We start from the raw sequence: 23,937 nt of genomic DNA, 5'->3' as shown, positions 1-23,937 counted from the left end.
AGTGAAGCTTAGTCAGTCTTAACAATCCAATCTTGAAAGCGTCATCCTCTAATCAGTTCACCCAATTGGAGGATGACGTTTGCAAAGAGGTTTATGTTTGTGAGGACATGCATGTAATGTCTCTATTCCAGTTGCCGTAACAGTCCACCCAGAAGCGCCATCCCAACTTCTAACGTCTTGTAGCCAACTTCGTCAAACAAAACCACGACCTTATCGCCTTCATACCGCATTACGGTGCCTTCACCCCAGCTTTTATGCTTGACACGGCTATCGAGTGGATACGGTTCTAACCGATCGTCCTTCTCGGTTGTGATGCCAGCCTGACAGTTATCGCAAGCGCCGCAGGGCGTGTCAATTTTTTCACCAAAGTAGTTGAGCAAATATTCTCGCCGACAGTCGCGCACTTCGGCATACCCGCGCATCATTTCCAGGCGCGATCGCTCAAACTGTTGATGCTGTTTGTCTGCCTGGGCCGCTTCTTCCAGTGCTTCATTCAAATCGGTGGGGTCTTCGCAGGCAATCACTTCGCCCGTAGGCAGCAGTTCTACGACACCTGCTGCTTGCAAATGGTTGAGGGCAGTCATCACCTTCGTTTGAGATAGATCTGCTTCCTGCTGTAAATCTTTAAGCGGCATGGGTGCATCCGCTTTGTGAATGGTGACTGCGACCTGTGCGACCTGATCCAGATCGAGGTGACCGCCCGTAAAGAAGCGGCGTAAACTCAAATCTTTGGGGTTGTAGAACAACTGTGCTGTGGCTGGATTGCCATCCCGTCCGGCTCGACCGACTTCTTGATAGTAAGCGTCGATCGAGTCGCTAATGTCGTAATGAAACACAAAGCGCACATTTGGTTTATCAATGCCCATCCCAAATGCAGTGGTGGCAACAATAACCTCAATATCGTCTGCCATGAACGCCGTTTGAGCATCATCCCGTTCTCGACGCTTTAAACCTGCATGGTAAGCCAGGGCGTTGATGCCGCGATCGCTCAGAGCCGTTGCCAATTCCTCAGCACGTTTACGAGTAGCGGCGTAGATAATGCCTGGTTTTTCTGCTTGCAGTACCCGTTGAATCAAAGCGGTTTGTTTTTCTGCATCATCCTCAAAGCGCTCGACTCCTAGCCAAAGATTGGGGCGATCGAACCCTTGCACAATGACATGGGCATCGTTCATACCCAACTGCTCTAGAGTGCCTTGTCGTACAGGCGGCGATGCAGTAGCCGTCAGCGCCAGAACAGTAGGATGTCCCAACGCCTCAATTACCCCTCCTAAGCGACGGTAGTCGGGACGAAAATCATGCCCCCATTCGCTAATGCAGTGGGCTTCATCCACAACAAAGAGAGATAGGTTCGCGGCTTGAAGATGCTCCAGCGTTTCGGAGTTCTTAAACTGCTCAGGAGCGAGGAAAATGAATTCAAGCTCACCCGCTTTCAGTTGGTCAAACGCCTCCCGACGATCGCCCTCTCGAATGGTCGAATTAACCTGTGCCGCACCCCCAATATCCTGGCTCTCGATCGTATCTACCTGATCTTTTTGCAAGGCAATGAGTGGTGACACCACGACCGTTGCGCCCTTCATCTCTACCGCTGCAAGCTGATAAATCGCGGATTTACCAGACCCAGTTGGCATGACGACTAAGGTATCTTGCCGATTCAAGACCGATTGAATAGCGGCTTCCTGACCCGGTCGCAATTCGTTATAGCCAAAATGCTCCTGAGCAGCCTGCTCAATCTGCTTCGTCTGTTTTCGCTTTCTAGCCATAAGGTTCTCTAGCTGCAAGGAGCGATCGCACCGAACTCGATCGCTCTATGCCTCCTCTCTCCGATCAGCATAATCTTCAGAAGAGGATGGCTCCAATTCCCAACGGCGATTATCGCGTTCTTCCAGCACATCATTAGTACGCAGAAAGGAGCGATCGTTCATTTCCAAGCCTACAGCTGCCCCCAATTCATCCACAACATCCATATCAGGTGTGGAAACAGTACCGCCAACGGACTCATCGCCATCCGCATTCGCCTGCTCATAGTTGGCATCAACATCGCCACCTGTAAGGGTTGGGCTGGCTTCATTAAAGTCGCTTACACGTCCACCGACCGCAGAACTTGGTTGATCATGAACTCCTGTACCATACGACTCTGTCAGTTCTTGGGGCAGATCACCTGAATCCGGCTCCACCAGATCATCAAACTCATCGGTATCGAGATCAGAGTCGGCATCTAAGGCATCATTGGTTTGCAAATCTAATTCGCGATCGTCCGCCATCGTCATTAGCATTGGCTCCTTGGCAAGTGTTTGTCCATGCAGCTTAGCCAACAGAACGTGCCGCAGAATCCTCATATGGGTAGAAAGAGGTGGGTAGAAAGAGGGCAAAAGGCAGAGGGCGGAAGGCAAAAGAAGTTGTTGGTTTTTAGTTGTTGGTTGTTATACCAATTTGAATTGAAAATGCGACACATCCTGTAGGGGCAAGGCATTGCCTTGCCCCTAACCCACCGATTGATCTGTAGCCGTCATTCTTTAAATCGGTATTAGAAGACCGCCAATAGTTGATAGCTCTTTAACTCAAAACTCAGAACTCAAAACTCAAAACTTCTACGCTGATGGCTCAAGATGAAAGGCAGAAGGTAGAAGATTCCTGTGCGTGTCATGGATGATTTCTGGGCATATTGAGGCTGGCTTTGTGTGATGTCGTCATGAAACTGACGGAATCGATCGTCCTGTGATGAAGTTACTAGCAGCAAAACCATCTAACAGGTTATTCAACAAAACGTATGTCTCGTCTCAATCAGCGTGCCTTCGAGATTCTCAAAGCAGAAATTTTGCGCTGTAGCGCGAACGATATCGCTGGAGAGGTGCAGCGTGATATTGCCTTGCGGCGGTTGGAACGGTTTCAGGCACAAACGGGTACGCCGTTAGTGTTGGAAGACTTGCGGGACGCGATCGTTGATTTGTTTCCCGGTTTCAGCGAAAAGGTGTTGAAAGCGGCGGCTCGTGCAAACTGTCCCTCCCCAACGACGAATCGGTTGCGGTTAGCATCAGCCGTGTTGGCAGGTGTTGCAGGGCTTGCAAGCGGTATTTGGGTGCTGAACTTGCCCTACCCACCCATTCGTTGGACGGTGGCGCGAGTGGCTCCGATCGTCCTCCTACCCAGCTTCATCAGCATGGACAAAAACTATCGGCAGGCAGTTGCAGCCACCGAGCAGGCAGACCAATTGGTGAATCAGGCAACCAGTCCTGCTGACCTAGAGTTAGGTACCACCAAAGTTAAAACCGCACAAAAAAGCCTCGATGCTTTACCTGTTTGGTTTTTGGGCTATTACCCACAAGCATACTGTAGTTTTTTCCAATGCGGCTGGCACTTCACGCTGGATGAGTTTCAGGGTGCTCGTAAAGAAGTCGCTCGCATGGATGCCAAGCTGTTTCAGGAAAACAATGCCCAAACGCAGCTAAATCAAGCCGATCAGCTGCTTGGCAAAGCAAAACAGCAGTATCAAGTAGCGCCCAATGCGGCTGAAAAGCAAGCCGCGATCGCCCAATGGCAGCAGGCGATCGATCAACTCCACCAACTGCCCGATCAAACCCTTGCTGAGCGGATGGCACGACCCAGGCTAACGGCCTATGAGCGTGACCTTCAGCAGGTTTCTGGCATGGCAATGGGCACGGCACAATCAAGTAATCTAATTGAGGCCGCCAAGATCTTTGCTCAAACAGCGCAGCAGCTTGATCCAAAGAGTCCTCATACGGCGATTGAGTGGGAAGAAAACCAAAAGCAATGGGCAACGGCGATCGATCGTCTCGAAAAAATCGACTTTAAAGACCCTGACTATCAGCAAGCTCAAACACTGCTGGCAAGCTACACACAAAGCCTCGGCAACGCAGAGATTCGGCTAAAAACTGAGCAAGCATCTACACAAGCCTTTGAGGAAGCGCAACGGCTACGAAACGCTTTGTTTGATACGATTCCAGCCAATGCAACAGCGCTTAGCCCATCCCAAACCGGTCAACTTCGAGTCATCGCCGATACGCTAGATGATGTCAAACCTGGTACCACCGTCTACACCAAAGCACAGGTAATGCTCAAAGCAGCTAACAGTCGCCTCAAATAGAGTTTCATCCCTCATCCTTCATCCCTCATCCCTTGCTTCAGCACCTAGCTCGATCGATAACGGTTCCGCTAACGTCTGATGCGCGTTTGTCAGAATGGCTGTCAGGTAGTGCTGAAGGCGATCGCGCATCTCAGGATAGAAGCCATAAAGCTGGTTGCTCTCTCTAGAAAACAGTGGTTTTGCTGCCAATGCCTGGTAATCAGCATTTTGGTCTACTTCGACCAGCAAACTCGCAGTCGCCCTGGAAGGCAGTAGCCCCTCTGGTAGATGCCCTTCGAGCAGGCTGAGAATTTGGCGCTGACAGAAATTGGTGTTAATACCTTGATTTTCTAGCAGTTGCAGAATGCGTCCAACCGAAAGCGGTTCCTGCGGCAAAATCCGCACCAGTTCATGCAGTAGGAAATAGTCGCTGTACTGATGGCGCACGGCATCTAGCATCTGTGGGTAGAGAGGCAATGTTGCCAAGCCCTGAGCAATTAGGCTAACCGCTTCTGACGTGTCATGAGCTTGAATTAAGCGCATGTTTGGTAGCTTTTGTTTGAGCCAGTAGGCGATCGCAGGCAGTGCTGTGGTTCTGCCTGTGCAAATCACTTGCTGTACAGACTGTACGGCAATACCACTCTGGTTAAGCAGTACATTGAGGTCTCGATTGAGCTGTTGAAGGTAAGGCACCATGACTCGGCTGTGCAGGTCTTGCTGACTAACTGTCCATTGCTGGTCATTGAGCTTAAAGGTGGCCGTATCTTGATGGTGCAGAGCCAACTTGAGCTGTCTAGCTGCATTTAGCAAATGTCGTCCCAGGTCGCTACTGCGTAATCTCTGCTGCAAGCGATCGCGGGCTTCCTGATCTGGCTCACCCGGTAGCGGCAAGTCTAGGCTTTGTAAATCCAAGCTGTCCCAGTTCCAGGCAGAAGGATATAGAATTTGGCAAATGATGTCCTGGTCAATCGCGTCTCCAGCATAGGCAAGGCTACGCAGGTAGAGGTGTTCGCGGGTTAGCCATTGACGATCGAGTGGCACATCAACCAACAAGAGTTCAGTGAATGTCGCACCAGCATTCATGACCAGCGTGCCCCCTTGCAGTGGCTCCTGAGGATGGCTGTAAGACGTACCCGCAGAAGACGGCTGACTTGCGGATAACGACGGATCGGATAGAGTGCCAACCAAAGCGGCGATCGCGTCTTCGACAAAGTAAATCTGCTCAGCACTGTCAACTAACCCTGTTACAAGCACCGCCTCTCGAAGATTAAAGCAGTAGGTATCCGACCATCCTGTAGGGCACCCGATGACAACGCTACTAATGCGTGCGATCGCCGCTTGAAACGCTTCTGGCGACAGTTCTGGAGTGGTGCTTGTTAAGCCAGCCACGCTTCCCTGCAATGTTTTGAGGAGCGCGACCAAGGCTTGCTGAATCCATCCTAGAGCAAGCCGTTGTTGATCCGACCATTGGAGCATTGGCTGCCACTGCTGAGTTTGTTCCTGCCAGTAGGGGATGCCCACTTTAAGTAAAGGCTTGAAGTTGCTCAGCAGCAGTCCTTCGGGCGCTTCCAATTGGGTGTCAATGGTAAATTCTGACTCTAACGCCTGATACCCCAAGGCAATAGGCACTTCGGGCGAGTGCTGTAGCTGTGTACCAGATAAATAGGCGATCGCAGGCAACCCAGACAACGGTGGCTGATCCAATGGCGCGGTTTCTTGCCAGACGATTGGGTAGAACTGCCCCGTCTGTAGACGTAACAAAGCGGCTGAGATTTCGGTCGTTCCAAGATCAACCCCCAGACACCAAAGGGAATCTGTGTCCTCTGTGGTTGCTTCTGTGGGCGGCTCGAATACCGTTCCCCCAATCTGTGGCTCACTGTTCTCCGGCTCAATAGTTTGCGGCTCAACCGTCTGCCCGATCGTTTCATCGGGGGGCAATTTTGGCTGCACGATGAGCGTCGAAGGATCTGAGTGATCAGGGGCTAGCTCATCCCCTTTTTTTTTTCAGGATCTTGGCTGTCTGCCCTATCATCACTGGCAGGTGATATTGGCTCGTCAAAGGCTCCCATCAGGCTGGCAAATGCCTGCTCTAGCGTGGCTGGTTCAGCGCTAGATAGGTCGGGTTGGGAGGATTCAGTTGACAGCTTTTCAGGTTCTAATGAGGGCGGTTGCAAGATTGGTGGTGTAGTTAAGTCTAACGCTGGATCTTCCAAAGAGCTGTCTGCAAACAAATCGCCCACTTGCTCTAAGGAGAAGGGCGTTGGAACTGCTTCAGAAAATGGCTCCGTCAGAGATGCTGCCTCTTCCGTCGATCGCACATTCAAAACAGGGCTTGCTTCTGAAGGCTTCTCTATAAAGAGACCACCAACCTGTTCTAGCGTAAACGGAGCCACAGGGGATGGCTCTAGCGATTGTTCTACAGGGGGAGCGATCGGCTCTTGAATGCCAATGTTAGTAGGAATATTAGTAGAAGGCACCTCAGCAGAAGGCACTTCAACAAAGAGATTGCCCACTTGTTCAAAGCTGAACGCAGCAGTGGATGCTGCTGGTTCTTGTGGTGGAGTTGTCGGTGCCACCTCAGGTGCCGGAGGTGTGTCTGCAACAGGCGGAACATCGGCAAACAGGCTGTCTACACCGTCTAACGTGAATGGTAGGGGCTGATCGGTTTCGGTGGGCGTTGATGGCAATGGCTCTGAAGGAACTCCTGGCACATCACCAAACAGATCATCCATGCCTTCGAGCGTAAAGGGAAGGGGCTGGCTAGCGGTAGGCAATGTCGGGGTCAACGGTGTCGTATCTGCCAGAGGGTCGGCAAATAAATCACTCATGCCCTCAAGCGTAAAGGCAGTCGATGGCTCTGCTGGCGGCGATACTGGCGGTGCAATAGGGACAACCGGAGGTTCTGTAGGCGTATTGGCAAACAGATCATCCATGCCTTCTAGAATGAATGCATCCGGCTGTGCCGCGATCGCCCCCTGGTTAACCTCAGGTGGTTGTGGTGGCGGTGGCGGTAAGACGCTAGAACCTTCATCCAGTGCAGCACTCCAATCCTCCAGCGATGTTGAGTCACCAGGTGCAGGTTCATCGGTCACGGTTGGGTCTGCGAAGAACGCTGGCTGATTCGCTTGTGGTTCGCCTACATAGGACAAATCAGACGGATCGCCGATCGCATCTTCTAGATTGAAAAGGTCTTCGCTCAAGCGGTTGAGCGTGCTTTCGTCCAACCACAATTCGGGATCGGGTTCTTCCTCAACGGCTTGGAGCGGCAGTAAGTCTTCTTCAGGAGATGCAGGCGTGTAGCGATCTTCCGTTAAGCGATCGCCGCCTGCCCCCTCAGAGGGAAGCGTTCCAGCAGTTGGCACAGGTAAAACCACCGGGGAAACATTGGCGGGAGGCACAGGCAAGGACTGGCTAGGCGTTTCTGCCGATGCCTCGATCGGGGCTTCTAGAGACACTTCCTCAGGTGGAGGAGTCTCGTCAAATAAATCAGTCAGAGTCGCAATTTCGTCGTGAGGCTGAGGGTCTCCAGCACCAGAAGGGCTGTCGGACACAGCCTCTGATACCACTTCTGAAGTTGGTTCTGCAACCAAGCTTTGCGGCTCGCTCGGAGCGATTGCTGCATCATCAAATGGGGGAAGATCATTCGTTTGGCGATCGCCCGTGACCACAGCGTCTCCAAGACCGAGTGGATCGTCGCCAGCAGGAGGCATATCCAGCGCGTCTAAATCGACCTCAGCATCATCAAGATCCCAACCGTCTAGTAGCTCATCTTCCAACAGCGCTGCTGGAATGTCTGGTTCGGCAAGCGGGTCGGTTGCTTTCCCAAGCAAATCCCAACCGAGTGTCGGATCAGCACTGGTAGACACCGAGGGCGGTACAACTACTGCCTCAGCTAAAGCCTCCTTAGGTGCCTGGGCTTCAGCCGGGAGCGTATTAATTGGTTGTAAGGTTGATGACGGCACATCTAAGGACTGAGCTTGAGGTTGAGTATCAGATGGCGCGATCGCATCAGCCGTCAAAAATGCTTGGTCTGTTGAGATTGAAGCATCTGTAACTGGAGTCTCTACAACTGGACTCTCTACAGCAGGCGTATCTGTAATTTGAGTCGCGACTTGCTCAGCGGTTGATGGCTCAGCCGCGATCGTCTGGTTTCCAAACAAGCTCTCATAGAACTCATCCAGTTCATCCTTTGCATCGTCAGGAATGCTGTCAGTCGTTGTGTCGCTGGGTAATGTAGAAGGACTGCTGAGCATCCGATCGATCTGGGCATCCGCATCTGCAACAGAGGTTGGTTGCTCCTGTAATTCTGAACTTAACTGCTCTAGCAGTTTTAGCGCGGCATCAATGTCTGCCGTGTCTTCAACGCTCGTCTCACCAAATGAAGGCTCAGCTACATTCGGTTGGCCTGATATAGCCGACGGTTCAGGTGCAAGTATTGGTTGAGGCGGTAGATTTGTGCCCAGCAGATTGGCATCTAATTCTAGGAGTGCGTTGACATCCTGAGCAGCCAATTGGTTGAGGTCAAATCCTTCTAGATTTAATTCAGCAATTTCTAAATCAACAGTAGATTCACCCTCAACGCTGCCAGCAGAACGAAGCCAGGAATCGATCGCGCTGTCTACAGGCTCAGCCACGGGAGGCGTGGTAGCTGCATCGGCAGGAACATTGCTGGAAAGCTCAGTACCAGGAAACGGCAGAGCCAGCGGTCGTACTGTATCAACACTGTTAGGCGATGCTGAGGCGTTAGGCTGTTCCAAGAACGATGGTACAGATGGGTTTGAAGACGATTGAGCCGTTTGTGCCGCCCTAGAGATTACTCTAGACAGAGGAAGAGTCCCTCGTGCAGAATCCAGACTTGAGAGCGTAGATGGCTGCAAGTAGGAAGAAGCTTCCTGACCAAGCTGACCCGCTAAATGGCTAATCAGGGCCGTAAACATCATCTCGCCCTGCTGTCCCAAGCTGTGCATTTTATTCAGCCCTTGAGACAGAGACTCTTCATACGCCTGTACATTGCGCTGCAAAGACTCAAACACCACGCTCAACGTGGAGTCCAGTTTAATCAGCAACTCGTCCGATTGTGATTGGGGAACCTGAATATTACCAAGCCCTGGGTAGGGTGCATCTGAGGTCGGGGCCACGACTGGAGCCGAGCCTGTCAACGCCAAGTTCGCGCCATAGGGTAATGATTGCTGCTGATTGCTACTCCGCAGAGATTGTGCCACTTGTTGCGGCAGTGTCTCTTGCAGCCGAGTCATCAACGCCTGCAAAAACTCTGCAATGACCTGCTGCTGTCCGGGTAACTGCCCTGCATACCCCTGACGCTGTGCCTCAAGCTGACGAATTTCTTGAACTAAGGCTTCTCGCTGCTGGCGCAACATCTCAACATCTGACTGAAGCGGCTGCATCAGGTTAGAGCGCAGATATCCCATTTCCTGAGCCAGCGCCTGCAACATTTGTTGGGCAGCAGCTTCACTTTGACCATAGGGCAGCGAGCGCTCAGCCTCTGCGCCTGCCTGGGGCGACTGGTAAGACCCTTGCGCTGGTTGATAGTAGATGTCATGCGCCAGTAAATCTGGTCTAGCGCCTGATGGCTCAAACCCTTCGCCAGCCATTTGCCGACGTTGAAAGGTCACTAGATAATTGCGCACACGCTCCAGAATTTGACGCTGCTGCGTCATCTCTCCAGACACAACCCACGGCAGACGGGGCGTTGTTTTCTGAAGCACACTGTCGATGTCTGTAATGAGCGCTTGAATTTGATCCTTCTGAGAAGTCACAATGTAACCCCTGACGAGTACTGAGCAGTAGCAGGCTGAGATGTTGCTGCCACTTCTAATATAGTTAGGCTTCCCGGAACAGCCCAAATTATGCCCTGGCTGAACTTGAAACCCCAAGTTGAGATGGCGATCGCACAGGCTAAAAGGCAGTCTAACCGGACGTTTAGTCCTATACTTGAACCACCTTGAACTAGAAAGGCACCTTAACGTTTAGTAACCTTAAAGGACATAGCCCTGAAGAACAAGCGTGCTTTCTGTCTAATGCGTCTGGTTACAAAGCGTAAGCCGTGGCTGAGTTTAAACCGCTTACACGTATGAATGATCTCTGTTGAAGATCATTTTCAGGTCGTTCAGTACCGCCATATCTGGACAAAGTGTACGTCAGGAAACTCGAAACGTGACAAATTCTCCTAAAAATACTGAGACAAAATTCGCGTCCAGACCGACTATTACCCAATTCGTGTCAAACTCGCCGCAAACGCAAAGCCGTCTTCGTGTAGAATACCCGGCCCCCGATACCCGACACCCCTCACCCGCCTTTAATAAAGCTGTAGCTTACTCGATCGAGACCTGTTGTAAAGCACCTGATCACACGGCACCTTCATACCACAACGCACTAGTGGGACTGCAATTCTGATGGACTAAAATCATTGCAGTGCCACACATCCCTTCACTGCGTTAAGCCCCAAGCATTAAATCCAGCGCTTTATGGCCTGAGTCTGCACCTGAGGATTCAGCAATAATAACTAGCACCGGGTATACCTTAGGTTATTATTGCTATAAAGCTTATCTGCCTGTCACATCTGTGCCAAGCTTCAAAAGCCTTTCTTGGTCATATTCCTGTTTATTGTCATAGTAAAGCAGGCTTGACCCGTGCATCACACCCTCCTTGGTTGCCCTTGTGCGCCTGTGGACAATCGCTCCAGACTCTAAGAAAAAAGAAAACGGCTCATTCAACGCTTGACCTTTTTGACAAACAGCGCCGCCTTTAACCGCTCAAGTTTTAGTCCATTGGGCCAGTGCCGGGCACAAGATTAAAATGGCGACTTCATTGTCAGGTTTATCGACCAGATTTGCACCCTTGCACTATCATTTACCCTGACTTGAGAATTACGACGCGGCCCCATGGAAGATCGGTATAATCCCAGAGATGCTCACGCAAACATATCGATTCGCTCAGCGCCCTTCTTTGAAGGACTCCCAGAGCTTGCGGTCGAGAAAGCTACCGCTCAGGTCGTGATGCGAAGCCACCCAGCAAATCAGGTCATTCTGCTGGAGAATGACTGGGGTAGCTCGGTCTATTTTATCTTGAACGGGTGGGTCAAAATCCGCACGTACAACTTGGATGGGAAGGAAGTCACGCTTAACATTTTGGGCAAAGGCGAGTTGTTTGGTGAAATGGCTCCTCTGGACGAAGTGCCGCGATCGACGGATGTGATTACCCTGGCACCCACTGTCATCGGTAACATGCCTGCCCAGGATTTTGTTAATTTGCTGCATACCGAACCACAGTCAGGCATTCGGCTCGCCCAGCTCATGGCACGTCGCCTGCGTCAGGTTAATCGTCGCTTGCGGTTACGCGAGTCTGACAGCACCTCACGCGTTGCAGACATCCTCCTGTTTCTGGCCGACGGGCAAGGCAAAAAAGTCTCCACGGGCACCGAAATTCCGAACTTACCGCACCGTGAATTGAGCAGTCTTAGCGGACTGGCGCGGGAAACCGTGACGCGTGTGTTGAGCAAGCTAGAGAAAAAGGGGCTGATCCTGCGCGATCGCGATACCCTCACCATTCCCGATCCGCATGCGTTAGAGCGCCTGATGATCTAAATCGAATCGCTGACAGCTAAAGCAAAAAGCGATCGAGGGCGGCCTTTAGTTCCTCAATTTCGGTTTCGATGTTGCCTTCTTTGGCAGCACGACCAATACACTCAGTCAAATGCTCATCCAGGATAATGCGGGCCACACGATCGAGTGCACCTCTGACAGCAGCAACCTGCACCAGCACATCGGGGCAGGGGCGGCTCTCTAACACCATTGTTTTAATCCCTCGAATATGCCCCTCAATGCGTGATAGCCGATTGACCACACGCTTGAGCGATTCTTCACTATGAACATGGGCATGATGAGCTGTGCCGTGCTCGTGGCGATGCAGAGGCTCATCCTCAAAGTGGTCACTATCTCGGCTCAGAGGACGTTCAGAGGTTGCCATTTAGAGTTGATGAAGTGGGCAAGGTTGACGGGTCAAACCACATATACATGCGATTCTAGCCCAGGTCGCCCACGAGACAGCATCAGTCGGCACAGTTTCAAGGCGTACAGTTAAAGGCTACACCTGTCAAAATGAGGAAAGGCTACGGTTACTACAACCTGGTTAAAGGCGATATCTGCCAAAATAAGCCGTGGTTTTGCAGTCAAAATAGATTAACACTTCAGCGACATTTGCTATTTGTAGGTCGATGCCATGCGATTCTCAACCCTTTCTCGCTCATTTCACCGCTCTTTGATAACGGTTCTAACCATTGGCTTGGCAGTGACGTTACTGCTGGTCACGCCTGCTCAGGCGAATTCGCTGCCGGATGCTGTTGCCGCGCCCTCGATCGCCGCTGTTAACCCAGCGCAGATCCCCGATACTGCTGGACAGGGTAGCTTCGTTGCCAAAGCAGTCAACCTCGTTGGCCCAGCCGTGGTTCGCATTGACACTGAGCGAACCGTCACTCGTCGCAGCAGTCCCGATCCACTCATGGAAGATCCGTTCTTTCGGCGCTTTTTTGGCGAAGAAGGTTTTCCGCAGTCGCCCCGTGAGGAGCATCTAAGGGGGCAGGGATCAGGCTTTATTATTGACCGTAGCGGCGTAATCTTGACGAACTCCCATGTGGTGAATGGGGCAGACAAGGTGACCGTGACCTTAAAAGACGGGCGCATCTTTGAAGGCAAGGTGCGTGGGGCAGACGAAGTGACAGACCTCGCGGTGGTTAAAATTGACGGCAGTGACTTGCCCGTCGCCTCGCTCGGTAACTCTGACCAGATTCAAGTGGGAGACTGGGCGATCGCTGTTGGCAATCCTTTAGGGTTAGACAACACGGTCACGCTAGGCATTGTGAGTACACTGAAGCGCTCCAGTGCCCAGGTTGGCATTCCTGACAAGCGCCTAGACTTCATTCAAACCGATGCTGCCATTAACCCAGGGAATTCTGGCGGCCCGTTGGTCAATGACCAGGGGCAAGTGATTGGGATCAACACCGCTATTCGTGCCGACGCGATGGGCATTGGGTTTGCGATTCCCATCAACAAAGCGAAAACCATTAAAGACCAACTCGCCAAAGGTGAACGTATTGTGCATCCATATCTGGGCGTGCAGATGACCGTGCTTACCCCAGAATTGGCGCGACAGAACAACAGCGATCCAAACTCGGCGTTTATGGTGCCAGAGGTGAATGGCGTGATTGTCGTGCGGGTGCTTCCCAATACACCTGCTGCCAAGGCGGGTCTACGTCGTGGTGATGTCATCACTCAGGTTGATGCCCAATCCATTACAACGGCAGAGCAACTACAGACGATCGTGGAAAATAGTCGCCTGGGTCAAACGCTACAGGTTAAAGTGCAGCGGGGTGATGTTACCAAGCAGCTACCAGTAAGAACGGCTGAATTGGAAGATGCTGCCTGAGCTAAGTGTGAAGGTAGAGGGCAGAAGAAAGGCGGAGAGAGTGGGGAGTCGAGAGTGGGTTAACGACTGACTGCTGACTGCTGATCGCTAAAGCAGTTGTTGGTTTTTAGTTGTTAGTTTTTAGAAAAAAGCTGATCGCTGACCGCTGACGGCTGATCGCTGACCGCTCTCTAACTCAAAACTGTTAAAGCTTGGTCGAGTGCTTCGTGCGTTCGAGCCTTTGCTGAACGCAGTAGCTGCTTGAGTTTTGACCAACAGAGTTTAAGCGGTGACAAGTTGGGGGCATAAGGCGGCTAAAACACAACCTTGGCTCCCACTGATTCAATGGCCGCTTGCACGACCTCAGCATAATGCACTGGCAGAGTATAGCCCTCAGCACGATCACCCCTACCCACAGTGGCGGCAGCAGCTCCTGGATATTCGCTTTTGGGCGGTTGATGATCATAATCATCAATTTTCAACGCAGTTAATTGAGTTAGCTTCCCGCGATCGCCTGAAATAATCATTCATCAAACTTCAGATTTACTCAGAGTCAAATGCCGATTGCAGAGCGTACAATCTTGCTATTTCTATGTACGATGATACCGCCGATTTCTTGCTGAACACTTCTCAGCCGACTTCGCCAGTTGGTTGCTGGGTAAACCTGTCACCCTGACAGAAATTCAACCCTCTGAACTCTCCCTCGACCCAATTCGCGCCGATGCCCTAATTTTCCTGGAGTCGGACGAATCCATTTTGCATCTCGAATTTCAAACGCTCCCCAAGGACAATATTCCGTTCCGTGTTTTAGATTACCGTGTACGAGGGTATCGCAGAAATCCAGCCAGATCCATGCGGCAAGTCGTAATCTACCTGAAACAAACGGGATCAGAGTTGGTTTATCAAACCAGCTTTGCGATGGAGCGCACTCATCATGAGTTTGAAGTGGTGCGCCTGTAGGAGCAACCTGCGTCACTGTTCCTGCAATATCCTGAGCTGATTCCTTTTGCCGTTCTGGGTCAAAGTGCTATCGCATATTACGGAGAGACATTATGCAGGAATCCACCGTCTATCGTTCGATCTTGTCGGAAGGAGGAGTTAAAAAACAGCGAGGAATCGCTATTAATCTCTTGCGTAGAGGAGTTGCGATCGACATTATTGCACTTTCCACAGGCTTATCAATTCAAGAAGTTGAGCAGCTTCAGCAGCAAATGAACGAATCCGCACAAAGCTAAAGGCCAAACTTGGTCAATGTGCGGGCAGTTGCTTGTGAGGCAGCGGCATAACAACCCCAATGCAGCGGACGAACAAAGTCTGTGCGCTTTGTTTCAGTCGTATCTGTCGCTGCTGATTGGGAACGTTAGCGCACAAGTAGGTTGGCTTCGCTGTCAGTGAGCAGTACGAAATGAAGCTGACGGCTGATCGCACTCACAACCACGAAAGCTGGATGGGTTCGAGCTGCTCTAAAACAACACGCTCCACGCGGCCACGTTGGTACATGGGCGTTTTGTGCCGACCCACGAATTTGGGAAAAACACCTGCTTTCTCAAGGCGCGATCGCGCCTGTTTACCCGAACAGCCTAGAAGCGCCGCCGCATCACCTAACGGCAACCACTGTTGAACAAACCGCTTGAGTAGCACCTCGTCTGGCTCATTTTGCACTTCGGTGAGCAGTCGTTCTGCAAGGAGCCAGCAGGCGATCGTATCGGCTTCGGCACGATGAGAATGCCCAACCGGAAACTGAAAATGTTTTACTAAATCGGGCAGGCTTCGGGATGGCAGATCGGGCAGCATCAGGCGAGCGAGAATCACAGTACAAAGCTGTTCAGCGGGCGATCGTGAAAACTCAATCCCTAATTGATCAAACTCTGCACACAAAAAAGCATAGTCAAATGCTAGATTGTGCGCGGTCAAGATGCCTGTGTTGAGTAACGGAAGATAGCTGTGCCAAACCTCTTCGGCGAGAGAAGCCTGATCGACCATTGCTTGATCAATCCCCGTAAACCGAGTGATCATCGCAGGTACAGGCACCTGTGGATTCACCAGATGCGTCTGCTGATGCAAAATGCCCTCTGCCAGCGTCGCGTGTAAAACGGACACCTCAATGACACGGCAACCACCAGAAGCACGATGCCCTGTTGTTTCCACATCTACCACAGTAAAGGACTGTTGGCTGACGCGACGATAGAACGCAAGCAAATCGGTTGACAACACGGGCAATGCCTCAAAGACGCTCAAACAAAACGGTAGGGTGTGCATTGCACACCCTACAGCTAACTACCTGCATCGTTCAGGTACTGTTATCGATCAAACGATGGTGACACCTGGTTTTCTGAGTTTCCAGTGTTGCGACTGCGCTTCACTGGCTTGGGCTTGGGTGAACCATGTCCACCACTGCTAACGCTTTGGGGTGGCTCGTCTGCATGGTCTTGCTGATTTGAGCGCATCCAGGTCGGGCGCGTCTGATCGTAGGCCATTTGCAAAGCGGCAGCGGCGATCGCATGGGGTTCGTATTCTTCTGACAGTTGCGCGACGATGGGCAAGAACGATGCCATCCGTTCGCCCACTAGAGCTTCCCGGATCTGACCCTGGAGCTTGTCAATTTGACGGGCTTCAATCTGAGCGCGAGTGGGAATGGAAACCACTTCTAACCGCTGGCGCATGTGATACTCAATGTCGCGCAGCTTACGGCGATCGAGGGAGTGGATCAGAGAGATTGCCGTTCCTTCCTTCCCAGCGCGTCCTGTACGACCAATGCGATGGACGTAATTTTCCACGCTGTCGGGCAAGTCGTAGTTAATCACGTGCGTCAGGTCATCGACGTGAATACCGCGTGCTGCAATGTCGGTTGCTACTACCCAACGTACTTGGCGCTGACGGAACCGGAGCAGCAGGCGCTCACGCTGAGACTGACTGAGATCGCCGTGATATTCATCCACGCTGTGACCAGCCGCTTGCAGTTGACTCGTGAGTTCTGCGGCAGCTTTCCGGGTGCGCACAAAGATCAGTGCGGCCTCCGGATCTTCTAGTTCCAAAATGGGCTGAAGGGCGCGCGCCTTCGTCCAACCACGGGGGATCATGTAAGCAACCTGATTAATGCGAGTCGGTGCTGTTTTCGGTTGCTCGATCGTCACCGTAATAGGCGATCGCAGAAACTTGGTCACTAACTTCCGCACCGAGGGTTCCATCGTCGCAGAAAAGAAGGCCGTTTGGCGCTCGATCGGTGCCTGACTAAGGATTCTTTCCACATCCTGAATGAAGCCCATGTTGAGCATTTCATCTGCTTCATCCAGCACCATCCAGCTCAATTGATTGAGCTTAAGATCACCCCGGCTAAGAAGGTCTAGCACCCGTCCAGGTGTACCTACTACAATCTGGGCACCGCGCTCTAGGCGCGAAATTTGCTGGTCGATCGCCTGTCCACCGTAAATGGTAACGACTTTTAGGCGGCGATCGTCGATAAAACCACGGATCGCTTGCCCTACCTGCATGGCTAACTCGCGGGTTGGAGTCAAAATAAGTGCCTGTACGGCTGGTAGCTTAACATCAATGCGATCCAAGATGGGCAGTGCAAACGCGGCTGTTTTGCCAGTACCTGTTTGAGCTTGTCCAACCACATCACGCCCACACAAGAGATGGGGAATCGCCTGTGCCTGAATCGCGGTAGGAACCGTAAAGTCCATCGCCTCCAGGTGACGGATACGAGCTTCGGAAAGACCAAGGCTATGAAACGAAAGGGTCATTGAATCTCCTAATTAAGAGTATGAGAGTACGTTGATTGCAAAGAATTGACAGCAAAAAGATGACGCAAGCAGGCTTGAGCAGATGCATTCAGCCCGCATCATGAACTCAAGGAACCGCCAGCGGCTGCATACGAATGAGGTCAGCCGCCATCGCAACATGACCGTATAGGTCATACACATCGGCATCGGCGATCGCCACCGGAACCAGCAATCCCAGGGCGGCGTGACCCTGGACATACACTAAGCCATCAACATCGGGGGAGAAACGAGCAGAGCGACCAATCAATTCGCCTGTTTCAGGGTTTTCTTGCTCGATCAACACATCAACCACCTTGCCCACTTCTAGCCGATTTCGCTTGAGTGAAATCGGCTGCTGAGCAGTCATCAAAGCATCCCGCCGCGCATCCATCACAGTCTGAGGAAGCTGATTGGGCAGGTGATAGGCAGGTGTGCCCTCCTCTGCTGAGAAAGTAAAAACACCCACATGGTCAAATTCATGGCGCTGGACAAATTCCAACAGGTGCTGAAAGTGCTCATCGGTTTCACCGGGAAACCCAGCAATGAACGTCGTCCGCAGTACAGCGTTGGGGATCGCGGCTTTAATGCGATCGATCACCCCATCATTAACGCGCCCTTGCCACGGACGATTCATTGATCGCAGCACATCAGGATGAGAGTGCTGAAGCGGTAAATCGAGGTAGGGCAAGACATTAGAGGTTTCCTGAATAGCGGCAATGATACGGGGCGTCAAGCCAGTTGGATAAGCGTAGTGCATCCGAATCCAGGGAATATCAACTTTACCCAATGCTCGCAAAAGTTCTGCCAGCCGAGGTTCGCCGTAAATATCCAGCCCGTAGTTTGTAGTGATTTGGGAAATCAAAATAATTTCCCGCACACCTTCAGAAGCTAAGCGTTCTGCTTCTGCGACGATGGATTCAATGGGGCGCGATCGCTGCTGGCCTCGGAGGTGAGGAATGATGCAAAAAGCGCACCTATAGTCACACCCCTCGGCAATTCTAAGGTAAGCGACACCCTCAGTGGTCGTGCGATAGCGAGGCGTAGTCTCATCAGCGATGTAGGTTGGTTCTTGAGAAACTTCCTGTACACGCTCTCCCGCTTCCGCCCGCTCAATGACGTTAACAATCTTGTGATAATCACCTGTTCCAACCAATGCAACGGCTTCCGGGAGTTCTTCTAAAAGCTGCTCCTGAAAGTGTTGCGCCATACAGCCTGTAATCACAATTTTTTTATCTGCTTCTGCCAGTTCTACCAGCGTGCGCACAGATTCCTCACGTGCTGCCTGGATAAAGCTACAGGTATTGACAATGACGTAATCGGCTAATGCTTCGTTGGTATCGACTTCGTAACCCGCCTGGACGAGAAGTCCCAGCATATGCTCTGTATCAATTCGGTTTTTCTCGCAGCCTAAATGTGCGACGGCAATCGTTGGCTTGTTGCCCATGAAATCCTATAACGGGTGGAATGGGAAGGGTAGTCAGTCGGTAAGCTGTAGCGATCGCTCATGCGACGGATTAACCCTTCGCCTCAAACTCGATAGCAGCGTGTAGAGCCACTATTTATCGCAATCGCCCAGATGTCAACAATCACTATGGTAGCGCAAAAACGGAAATATTACGATACTTTACGCAAGGGTCGATCCGCCTTCAGGAACGTCATTGTCGCTTTGCTAGCGTAGACCTGAGTGAATGGACATGCCCGACAACATCTTTACTATCTACTCATACTAGCGCATGATACGCTGCGTCTGAACCGAGGATGGTGAAGCAAGAGGTAACAGTACTTAGTGGTTCGATCGTCGATCGCGATTGACCGCAGATACAGGGGCAGTAAAAAGTTATGATTTTAGCAACCAGACCCGTTTCAATGAGTCCGAATTCTTAACGCACGTGGACTTAACTCAAATTTTCAAGACTCCGAATCCGATTATTGGTGTCGTCCATTTACTCCCGTTGCCCACATCGGCACTCTGGGGCGGCAGCCTGAAGACTGTCATTGATCGCGCCGAACAGGAAGCGACTGCTCTTGCTTCGGGTGGTGTGGATGGCATCATTGTCGAAAACTTTTTTGATGCACCCTTTCCCAAGGATCATGTCGATCCGGCTGTAGTCAGTGCGATGACCCTCGTCGTGCATCGCTTGCAGCAGATGGTGACCTTACCAATCGGCCTTAACGTGCTGCGAAATGATGCACGAAGTGCACTAGCGATCGCGACCTGCACCCAAACCCAATTTATCCGTGTCAATGTGCTCACAGGGGTGATGGCGACCGATCAGGGCCTCATTGAAGGCAATGCCCATGAATTGCTCCGCTATCGGCGTGAGTTGGGCAGCGATGTCAAAATCTTTGCGGATGTATTGGTCAAGCACGCTCGTCCGCTGAGTTCGCCCAATTTGACAGTTGCCGTGCAAGACACGATCGAGCGCGGTTTGGCCGATGCCGTGATTCTGTCCGGTTGGGCTACGGGAAGTCCACCCAATCTGGAAGATTTAGAACTCGCCACCGCTGCGGCCAATGGCACACCTGTTTTGATCGGGAGTGGTGCCGATTGGGAGAATATTTCAACCTTGATGCAGGCGGCGAACGGCGTGATTGCATCAACATCCCTCAAGCGGCATGGTCGCCGCGAACAGCCGATCGATCCTATTCGGGTCAGCCGTTTTGTAGAAGCGACTCGTCGTAGTGTTGCGGCGCTGGAAACGAAAGCCGTGCCATCTGTCCCCTTGCCCTCCTAATGCGATCGAGCCATTGAATTCAATTGATCGCGTCCTCACCTTGAGCTGAATCAAGATAAATCTGTAGCCCTTCTGCTAAAAGCTGAACAAAAGGCTCGAAGACCACATTAAAATGGTTGCACGGCAACTCATAAACCTCAACGCTATCAGCTAGCTTCGACCAACCTAACAAGGCATCAATCCTATCGGAAATCAAACGCTGCGCTGCCTCAGGTGGACGAACCGCTTTCAAAAGAGTAATCTGTCCCGGATAGGTTTGAGGAACATAGTTTTTCACCAACTGCTCATAAGCGGCTTCGAGCATCACAATTTCAGGACTAGGCTGTTGAGCCAAAGACAATGATTGACCGTCTGAATTTTTCTGAACTTCCTGCGTCAGTACCTTCCAGCCATAGTGCACTTTTTCCTTCAAGCGGCGCTTTTTTAGCTCAGCCCGATGTATGGGCAATCGTTTGAGCATATTAAGGTAGGTTGGTGTCCGCTTGAACCACGGCTTCCTCAAATTGTAGGTATCAACCATCGCTAGTAGGGCGATGCGCTCCCCTTGAGCGGCAAGTTGTCTCGCCATTTCATAGGCAACTAAACCCCCAAAGGAATAGCCCAATAAAAAATAAGGGCCGCTCGGCTGAAGTGCTCGTATCTCTTCGATATAGTCAGCGGCTATTTCTTCAACCGAGAGCTTGGAGAGGAGACTAACATCTGTTGTACGCGGTTGTAACCCATAAACAGGTCGATCGGGTTTCAAATGGCGCGCGAGTGGGAAATAATTCAACACATGGTGGTTTCTGGAGTGGATGCAGAAAAGAGGTGGTTTGATCCCATGCGGTTGAATCACAACCAGCGGCTTTTGGGTCATGGTTAAATCCTGCCGCCGTAAGCACTCAGCCAGGTTTTCTACCGTTGCTGCTTCCTGAAAGACAGCTAACGGTAGTTTTTGTCCGCGCATCGTTTCAATTTGGGCCAAGACGCGGGTTGCTAGCAGAGAGTCTCCCCCTAATTCAAAGAAGTTGTCTTTCACCCCGATCGGACGGACGTTTAGAATCTGCTCCCAAAGCTGTGTTAAATCATTTTCTAAAGCATCTTTAGGTGCTTCAAATGCGTTATCTAAGGCAACTTCTGATTCTGGGGCCGGCAGAACTTGGCGATCGAGCTTACCACTCGCATTTAGGGGCAAGGTTTTGAGCACAACGAAGGCAGAGGGCACCATGTATTCAGGAAGCTTTTCCTGCAAAAAGCTGCGTAACTCAGCGGTCGTTGGCACGGCTGCTTCAGATGGCACGACGTAAGCTACTAAACGATGGTTTCCTGGTGAATCTTCACGGGCAACAACCACAGTTTCAGTCAGCAAAGAATGCTGCTTGAGCGCAATTTCAATTTCGCCTAACTCAATCCGAAAACCCCGGATTTTCACCTGATGGTCAATTCGCCCCAGAAACTCAACATTGCCATCGGGCAAATAACGTGCCAAATCTCCCGTTTTGTAGAGACGGGCATTGATTTGATTGCTGTGTAGAGAAACGAACTTTTCAGCCGTTAGATTGGCACGGTTGAGGTAGCCACGAGCCAACCCGGCACCACTAATGTGTAGCTCACCGGATTCTCCAGACGCTACAAGTTGAAGGCGTTCGTCAAGAATATAGATTTGCGTGTTGGCGATCGCCCGACCGATAGGAGCAATTTGATGAGTGAAGTGAGGTTGACACGTCCAAAACGTCGCGTCGATCGAGGCTTCAGTTGGCCCATACACATTGTGTAACAGCGTACTGGGCCGAAAGCGCTGATAAAACTGTTCAATCAACTCAGACGGTAGCGCCTCTCCGCCACAAAAGACGTGTTTTAAGGAGGTGCATTGAGCAATCGATGGTTGGGCTAGTAATGCACGCAGCATAGAAGGCACCAATGCCATGACAGTGATCTGCTGCTGAGCCATTAACTGGATGAGATAGACAAGGTCTTTTTGCCCACCTGGAACTGGCAAGACTAGCTGCGCCCCGAACGATAACGGCCAAAAGATTTGCCAAACAGATGGATCAAAGCTGAAGGAAATAGATTGTAAAACTCGATCTGCTGGTGTGAGGGAAAAAGTAGTTTGTCTCCAGTAAAGTTGGTTCCAGATACCCACATGGGGAATCATGACCCCTTTTGGTTTGCCCGTTGAGCCTGAGGTGTAGATCACGTACATCAGGTTATTGGCGATCGCTCGTCCACTGGGATTTTTTAAAGTAGTTTGGCGCGTTTCCTCCCAATCTGAGTTTAAGCAGACAACTTTAGCAGGGGAGGCAGGCAGGCTGTCTACCAGATGTGCCTGAGTCAAAATGACAGGTACTTGAGTATCGTCCAAAATGAATGCCAAACGCTCTGCTGGGTAGGCGGGATCAAGCGGCACGTATGCTCCACCCGCTTTAAGAATACCGAGCAATCCGACAATCATCTCTAACGAGCGTTCAACACAAATGCCAACGAGTACTTCAGGGCCAACTCCTTGCTGGATCAGTTGGTGTGCCAGTTGATTGGCTCTTTGGTTCAACGCCCAATAGGTGAGGGTTTGGTTTTCAAAGACAACCGCGATCGCCTCAGGTGTTTTTTCCACCTGCGCTTCAAACAAAAGATGGATACATGTAGCCTGGTTGGTATCAATACGGATACCCTGCCTCATGGAAGGTCGCGTCTGGCGATCGGTTGTCAGAAGGCCACCCGATGGCTGTTCTTCCCATTGCATACTGTTTCGCTCCATCTTCACATTTGGCAACGGCCTCTTATTACCCAACGTTTCACTCCTGCCCTGGTTTGGCAGTCATTTCGCCTTCAAATTTGTTCAAACTTTATTGTTCGCAATAGTGCATAAAGTTTTGTTCAATCAAAGCAATCGCACGTAGGCGATCGCTCAACAAACGAGCCAATCTGTACCCATAAATTGCCCAAAAGAATATCTAGGATGTCTACGTTGAGCTAACTTTTCCCCGAAAGTTTCTCAAGTTATTTCGATAAGCCTTCTAAGTCAATCAATGGGGATGTGATGAACGCTCCAGACGGTGTCAGTACCATGTTCGCTACGTTTTGCTAGCGGCAGTGTTTTTTGTGCCTACCAGCTAACAGTTCATTCTCCAGCAGTCAATTTTTTGACCTGGCGAAGCGCTACTCAGCCTGACGCACTAAACCGTTAACGTTCTACGGACTTAAGAGCATGCAGCTTTTTGCACCTGCTGATCTCGATCAGCTTCAGCCAGATTTGGCTTACTTCACTGAAATGACAGAGTGGGTCAAAAATTTTTTGGGGAGACCTCATCCTGACTTAGGTCGATCGGGGCCTGTCTGTCCGTTTGTGCCCCGTGCCTTACAACTTGATACGATTCGGTTAGCGGTCATCCGTACCCAAGCAATGGGTCAATCTCAGATTGAAGAGATTGTTCGCCGTTATCGCGATCAGTTTTTAGAGCTAGAGCCTCAAAGCGGAGAAATGGCGTTTTATAAAGCAATTATGCTTGTTTTTCCAGACGTTTCCCCTGAGCAAGCACCTGAACTCATCGATGCTGTGCAGCAGAAGCTCAAGCCCTTTTTTGTTGAGCAGGGCCTCATGATTGGCGAGTTTCATCAGCAGAATGAAACGCCGGGGCTGCACAATCCCCATTTCCGCCCTCTACGCAGCCCGATTCCAATGTTGGCTATTCGGTTTATGGCAGAGTCAGACCTTCCCTTCCTGGAGCGCATGAGCGACCAACCTCAACTTCGAGTGAGATATCTGCAAGCGTATTTAGAACGCATGAGTTCCATCATTAAGGATGAAGCGAAGCTTAGCCATGCCCGAAAAGCACTGGCACTAGCACAGGCGCAACTTGCCCAAGGTCATCCGGTCACGATTCCACAAGACTACTTAGCCGCACCTAAGGTCAGCAAATGTCCTTTTGCTCGTTTAGCACGAGCGTTTGGGTAACCTGTCTAC

General features: G+C 51.2%; 17 protein-coding genes. 7 read left to right on the top strand and 10 right to left on the bottom strand.

The window, feature by feature from the left end; translation table 11 throughout:
* Positions 1-122: 122 nt before the first annotated feature.
* Together AC5JLP_RS25305 and AC5JLP_RS25300 are read right to left on the bottom strand one after the other, a co-directional pair.
* Positions 123-1,760, bottom strand: a complete 1,638-nt coding sequence (locus AC5JLP_RS25305; protein ID WP_496070604.1) for a RecQ family ATP-dependent DNA helicase — start codon at positions 1,758-1,760, stop codon at positions 123-125.
* A gap of 45 nt (positions 1,761-1,805) precedes the next feature.
* Positions 1,806-2,336: a DUF6335 family protein gene (locus AC5JLP_RS25300; protein ID WP_496070603.1), complete on the bottom strand. Its 531-nt coding sequence runs from the start codon at positions 2,334-2,336 to the stop codon at positions 1,806-1,808.
* A 431-nt stretch (positions 2,337-2,767) separates the two neighbouring features.
* Here AC5JLP_RS25300 and AC5JLP_RS25295 point away from each other — a divergent pair, with 431 nt between their 5' ends.
* Positions 2,768-4,102: a hypothetical protein gene (locus AC5JLP_RS25295; protein WP_496070602.1), complete on the top strand. Its 1,335-nt coding sequence runs from the start codon at positions 2,768-2,770 to the stop codon at positions 4,100-4,102.
* 18 nt (positions 4,103-4,120) lie between these two features.
* Here the strand turns inward: AC5JLP_RS25295 and AC5JLP_RS25290 are convergent, their stop codons facing one another.
* Together AC5JLP_RS25290 and AC5JLP_RS25285 are read right to left on the bottom strand one after the other, a co-directional pair.
* Positions 4,121-6,031 carry a hypothetical protein gene (locus AC5JLP_RS25290; RefSeq protein WP_496070601.1) on the bottom strand — a complete coding sequence of 637 codons (1,911 nt, stop codon included), beginning with the start codon at positions 6,029-6,031 and terminating at the stop codon, positions 4,121-4,123.
* A gap of 32 nt (positions 6,032-6,063) precedes the next feature.
* The gene (locus AC5JLP_RS25285) at positions 6,064-9,858 is read right to left on the bottom strand and encodes a hypothetical protein (protein WP_496070600.1); all 3,795 of its coding nucleotides are present in this window, start codon (positions 9,856-9,858) and stop codon (positions 6,064-6,066) included.
* Positions 9,859-10,983: 1,125 nt separating this feature from the next.
* Here AC5JLP_RS25285 and AC5JLP_RS25280 point away from each other — a divergent pair.
* Positions 10,984-11,685, top strand: a complete 702-nt coding sequence (locus tag AC5JLP_RS25280) for a Crp/Fnr family transcriptional regulator (protein ID WP_496070599.1) — start codon at positions 10,984-10,986, stop codon at positions 11,683-11,685.
* Between the two features lie 16 nt (positions 11,686-11,701).
* On the opposite strand, the gene AC5JLP_RS25275 is transcribed toward AC5JLP_RS25280, so the two are convergent.
* The gene (locus AC5JLP_RS25275; protein ID WP_496070598.1) at positions 11,702-12,067 is read right to left on the bottom strand and encodes a metal-sensing transcriptional repressor; all 366 of its coding nucleotides are present in this window, start codon (positions 12,065-12,067) and stop codon (positions 11,702-11,704) included.
* 252 nt (positions 12,068-12,319) lie between these two features.
* On the opposite strand from AC5JLP_RS25275, the gene AC5JLP_RS25270 reads away from it, so the two are divergent.
* Positions 12,320-13,522 (top strand): HhoA/HhoB/HtrA family serine endopeptidase, encoded by a 1,203-nt coding sequence (locus tag AC5JLP_RS25270; RefSeq protein WP_496070597.1) that lies wholly within the window; start codon positions 12,320-12,322, stop codon positions 13,520-13,522.
* A gap of 293 nt (positions 13,523-13,815) precedes the next feature.
* Here the strand turns inward: AC5JLP_RS25270 and AC5JLP_RS25265 are convergent, their stop codons facing one another.
* The gene (locus tag AC5JLP_RS25265; RefSeq protein ID WP_496070596.1) at positions 13,816-14,028 is read right to left on the bottom strand and encodes a hypothetical protein; all 213 of its coding nucleotides are present in this window, start codon (positions 14,026-14,028) and stop codon (positions 13,816-13,818) included.
* A gap of 124 nt (positions 14,029-14,152) precedes the next feature.
* Here AC5JLP_RS25265 and AC5JLP_RS25260 point away from each other — a divergent pair, with 124 nt between their 5' ends.
* Positions 14,153-14,461 (top strand): hypothetical protein, encoded by a 309-nt coding sequence (locus tag AC5JLP_RS25260; RefSeq protein ID WP_496070595.1) that lies wholly within the window; start codon positions 14,153-14,155, stop codon positions 14,459-14,461.
* A 92-nt stretch (positions 14,462-14,553) separates the two neighbouring features.
* Positions 14,554-14,736 carry a hypothetical protein gene (locus AC5JLP_RS25255; protein WP_496070594.1) on the top strand — a complete coding sequence of 61 codons (183 nt, stop codon included), beginning with the start codon at positions 14,554-14,556 and terminating at the stop codon, positions 14,734-14,736.
* Positions 14,737-14,929: 193 nt separating this feature from the next.
* On the opposite strand, the gene AC5JLP_RS25250 is transcribed toward AC5JLP_RS25255, so the two are convergent.
* The 3 genes from AC5JLP_RS25250 to rimO all read right to left on the bottom strand — a co-directional run bounded on the left by AC5JLP_RS25250 (position 14,930) and on the right by rimO (position 18,706).
* Entirely contained in the window at positions 14,930-15,760 is an 831-nt protein-coding gene (locus tag AC5JLP_RS25250; RefSeq protein ID WP_496070593.1) for a 3'-5' exonuclease, read from the bottom strand.
* A gap of 41 nt (positions 15,761-15,801) precedes the next feature.
* Positions 15,802-17,244: a DEAD/DEAH box helicase gene (locus tag AC5JLP_RS25245; RefSeq protein ID WP_496070592.1), complete on the bottom strand. Its 1,443-nt coding sequence runs from the start codon at positions 17,242-17,244 to the stop codon at positions 15,802-15,804.
* 106 nt (positions 17,245-17,350) lie between these two features.
* Entirely contained in the window at positions 17,351-18,706 is a 1,356-nt protein-coding gene (gene rimO, locus AC5JLP_RS25240; RefSeq protein WP_496070591.1) for a 30S ribosomal protein S12 methylthiotransferase RimO, read from the bottom strand.
* Positions 18,707-19,151: 445 nt separating this feature from the next.
* Between rimO and btpA the strand changes: the two genes are divergently transcribed.
* Positions 19,152-19,997, top strand: coding sequence for a photosystem I biogenesis protein BtpA (gene btpA / locus AC5JLP_RS25235; protein ID WP_496070590.1), 846 nt, complete (start codon positions 19,152-19,154; stop codon positions 19,995-19,997).
* A gap of 19 nt (positions 19,998-20,016) precedes the next feature.
* Here the strand turns inward: btpA and AC5JLP_RS25230 are convergent, their stop codons facing one another.
* A complete protein-coding gene (locus AC5JLP_RS25230) occupies positions 20,017-22,716 on the bottom strand; it encodes a non-ribosomal peptide synthetase (RefSeq protein WP_496070589.1) in 2,700 nt (899 codons plus the stop codon).
* A gap of 465 nt (positions 22,717-23,181) precedes the next feature.
* On the opposite strand from AC5JLP_RS25230, the gene AC5JLP_RS25225 reads away from it, so the two are divergent.
* Entirely contained in the window at positions 23,182-23,928 is a 747-nt protein-coding gene (locus AC5JLP_RS25225; RefSeq protein ID WP_496070588.1) for a DUF6875 domain-containing protein, read from the top strand.
* The last annotated feature ends 9 nt before the right edge of the window (positions 23,929-23,937 follow it).

The organism is Stenomitos rutilans, assembly GCF_059505485.1.
This window is presented reverse-complemented; position numbering and strand designations above follow the sequence as displayed.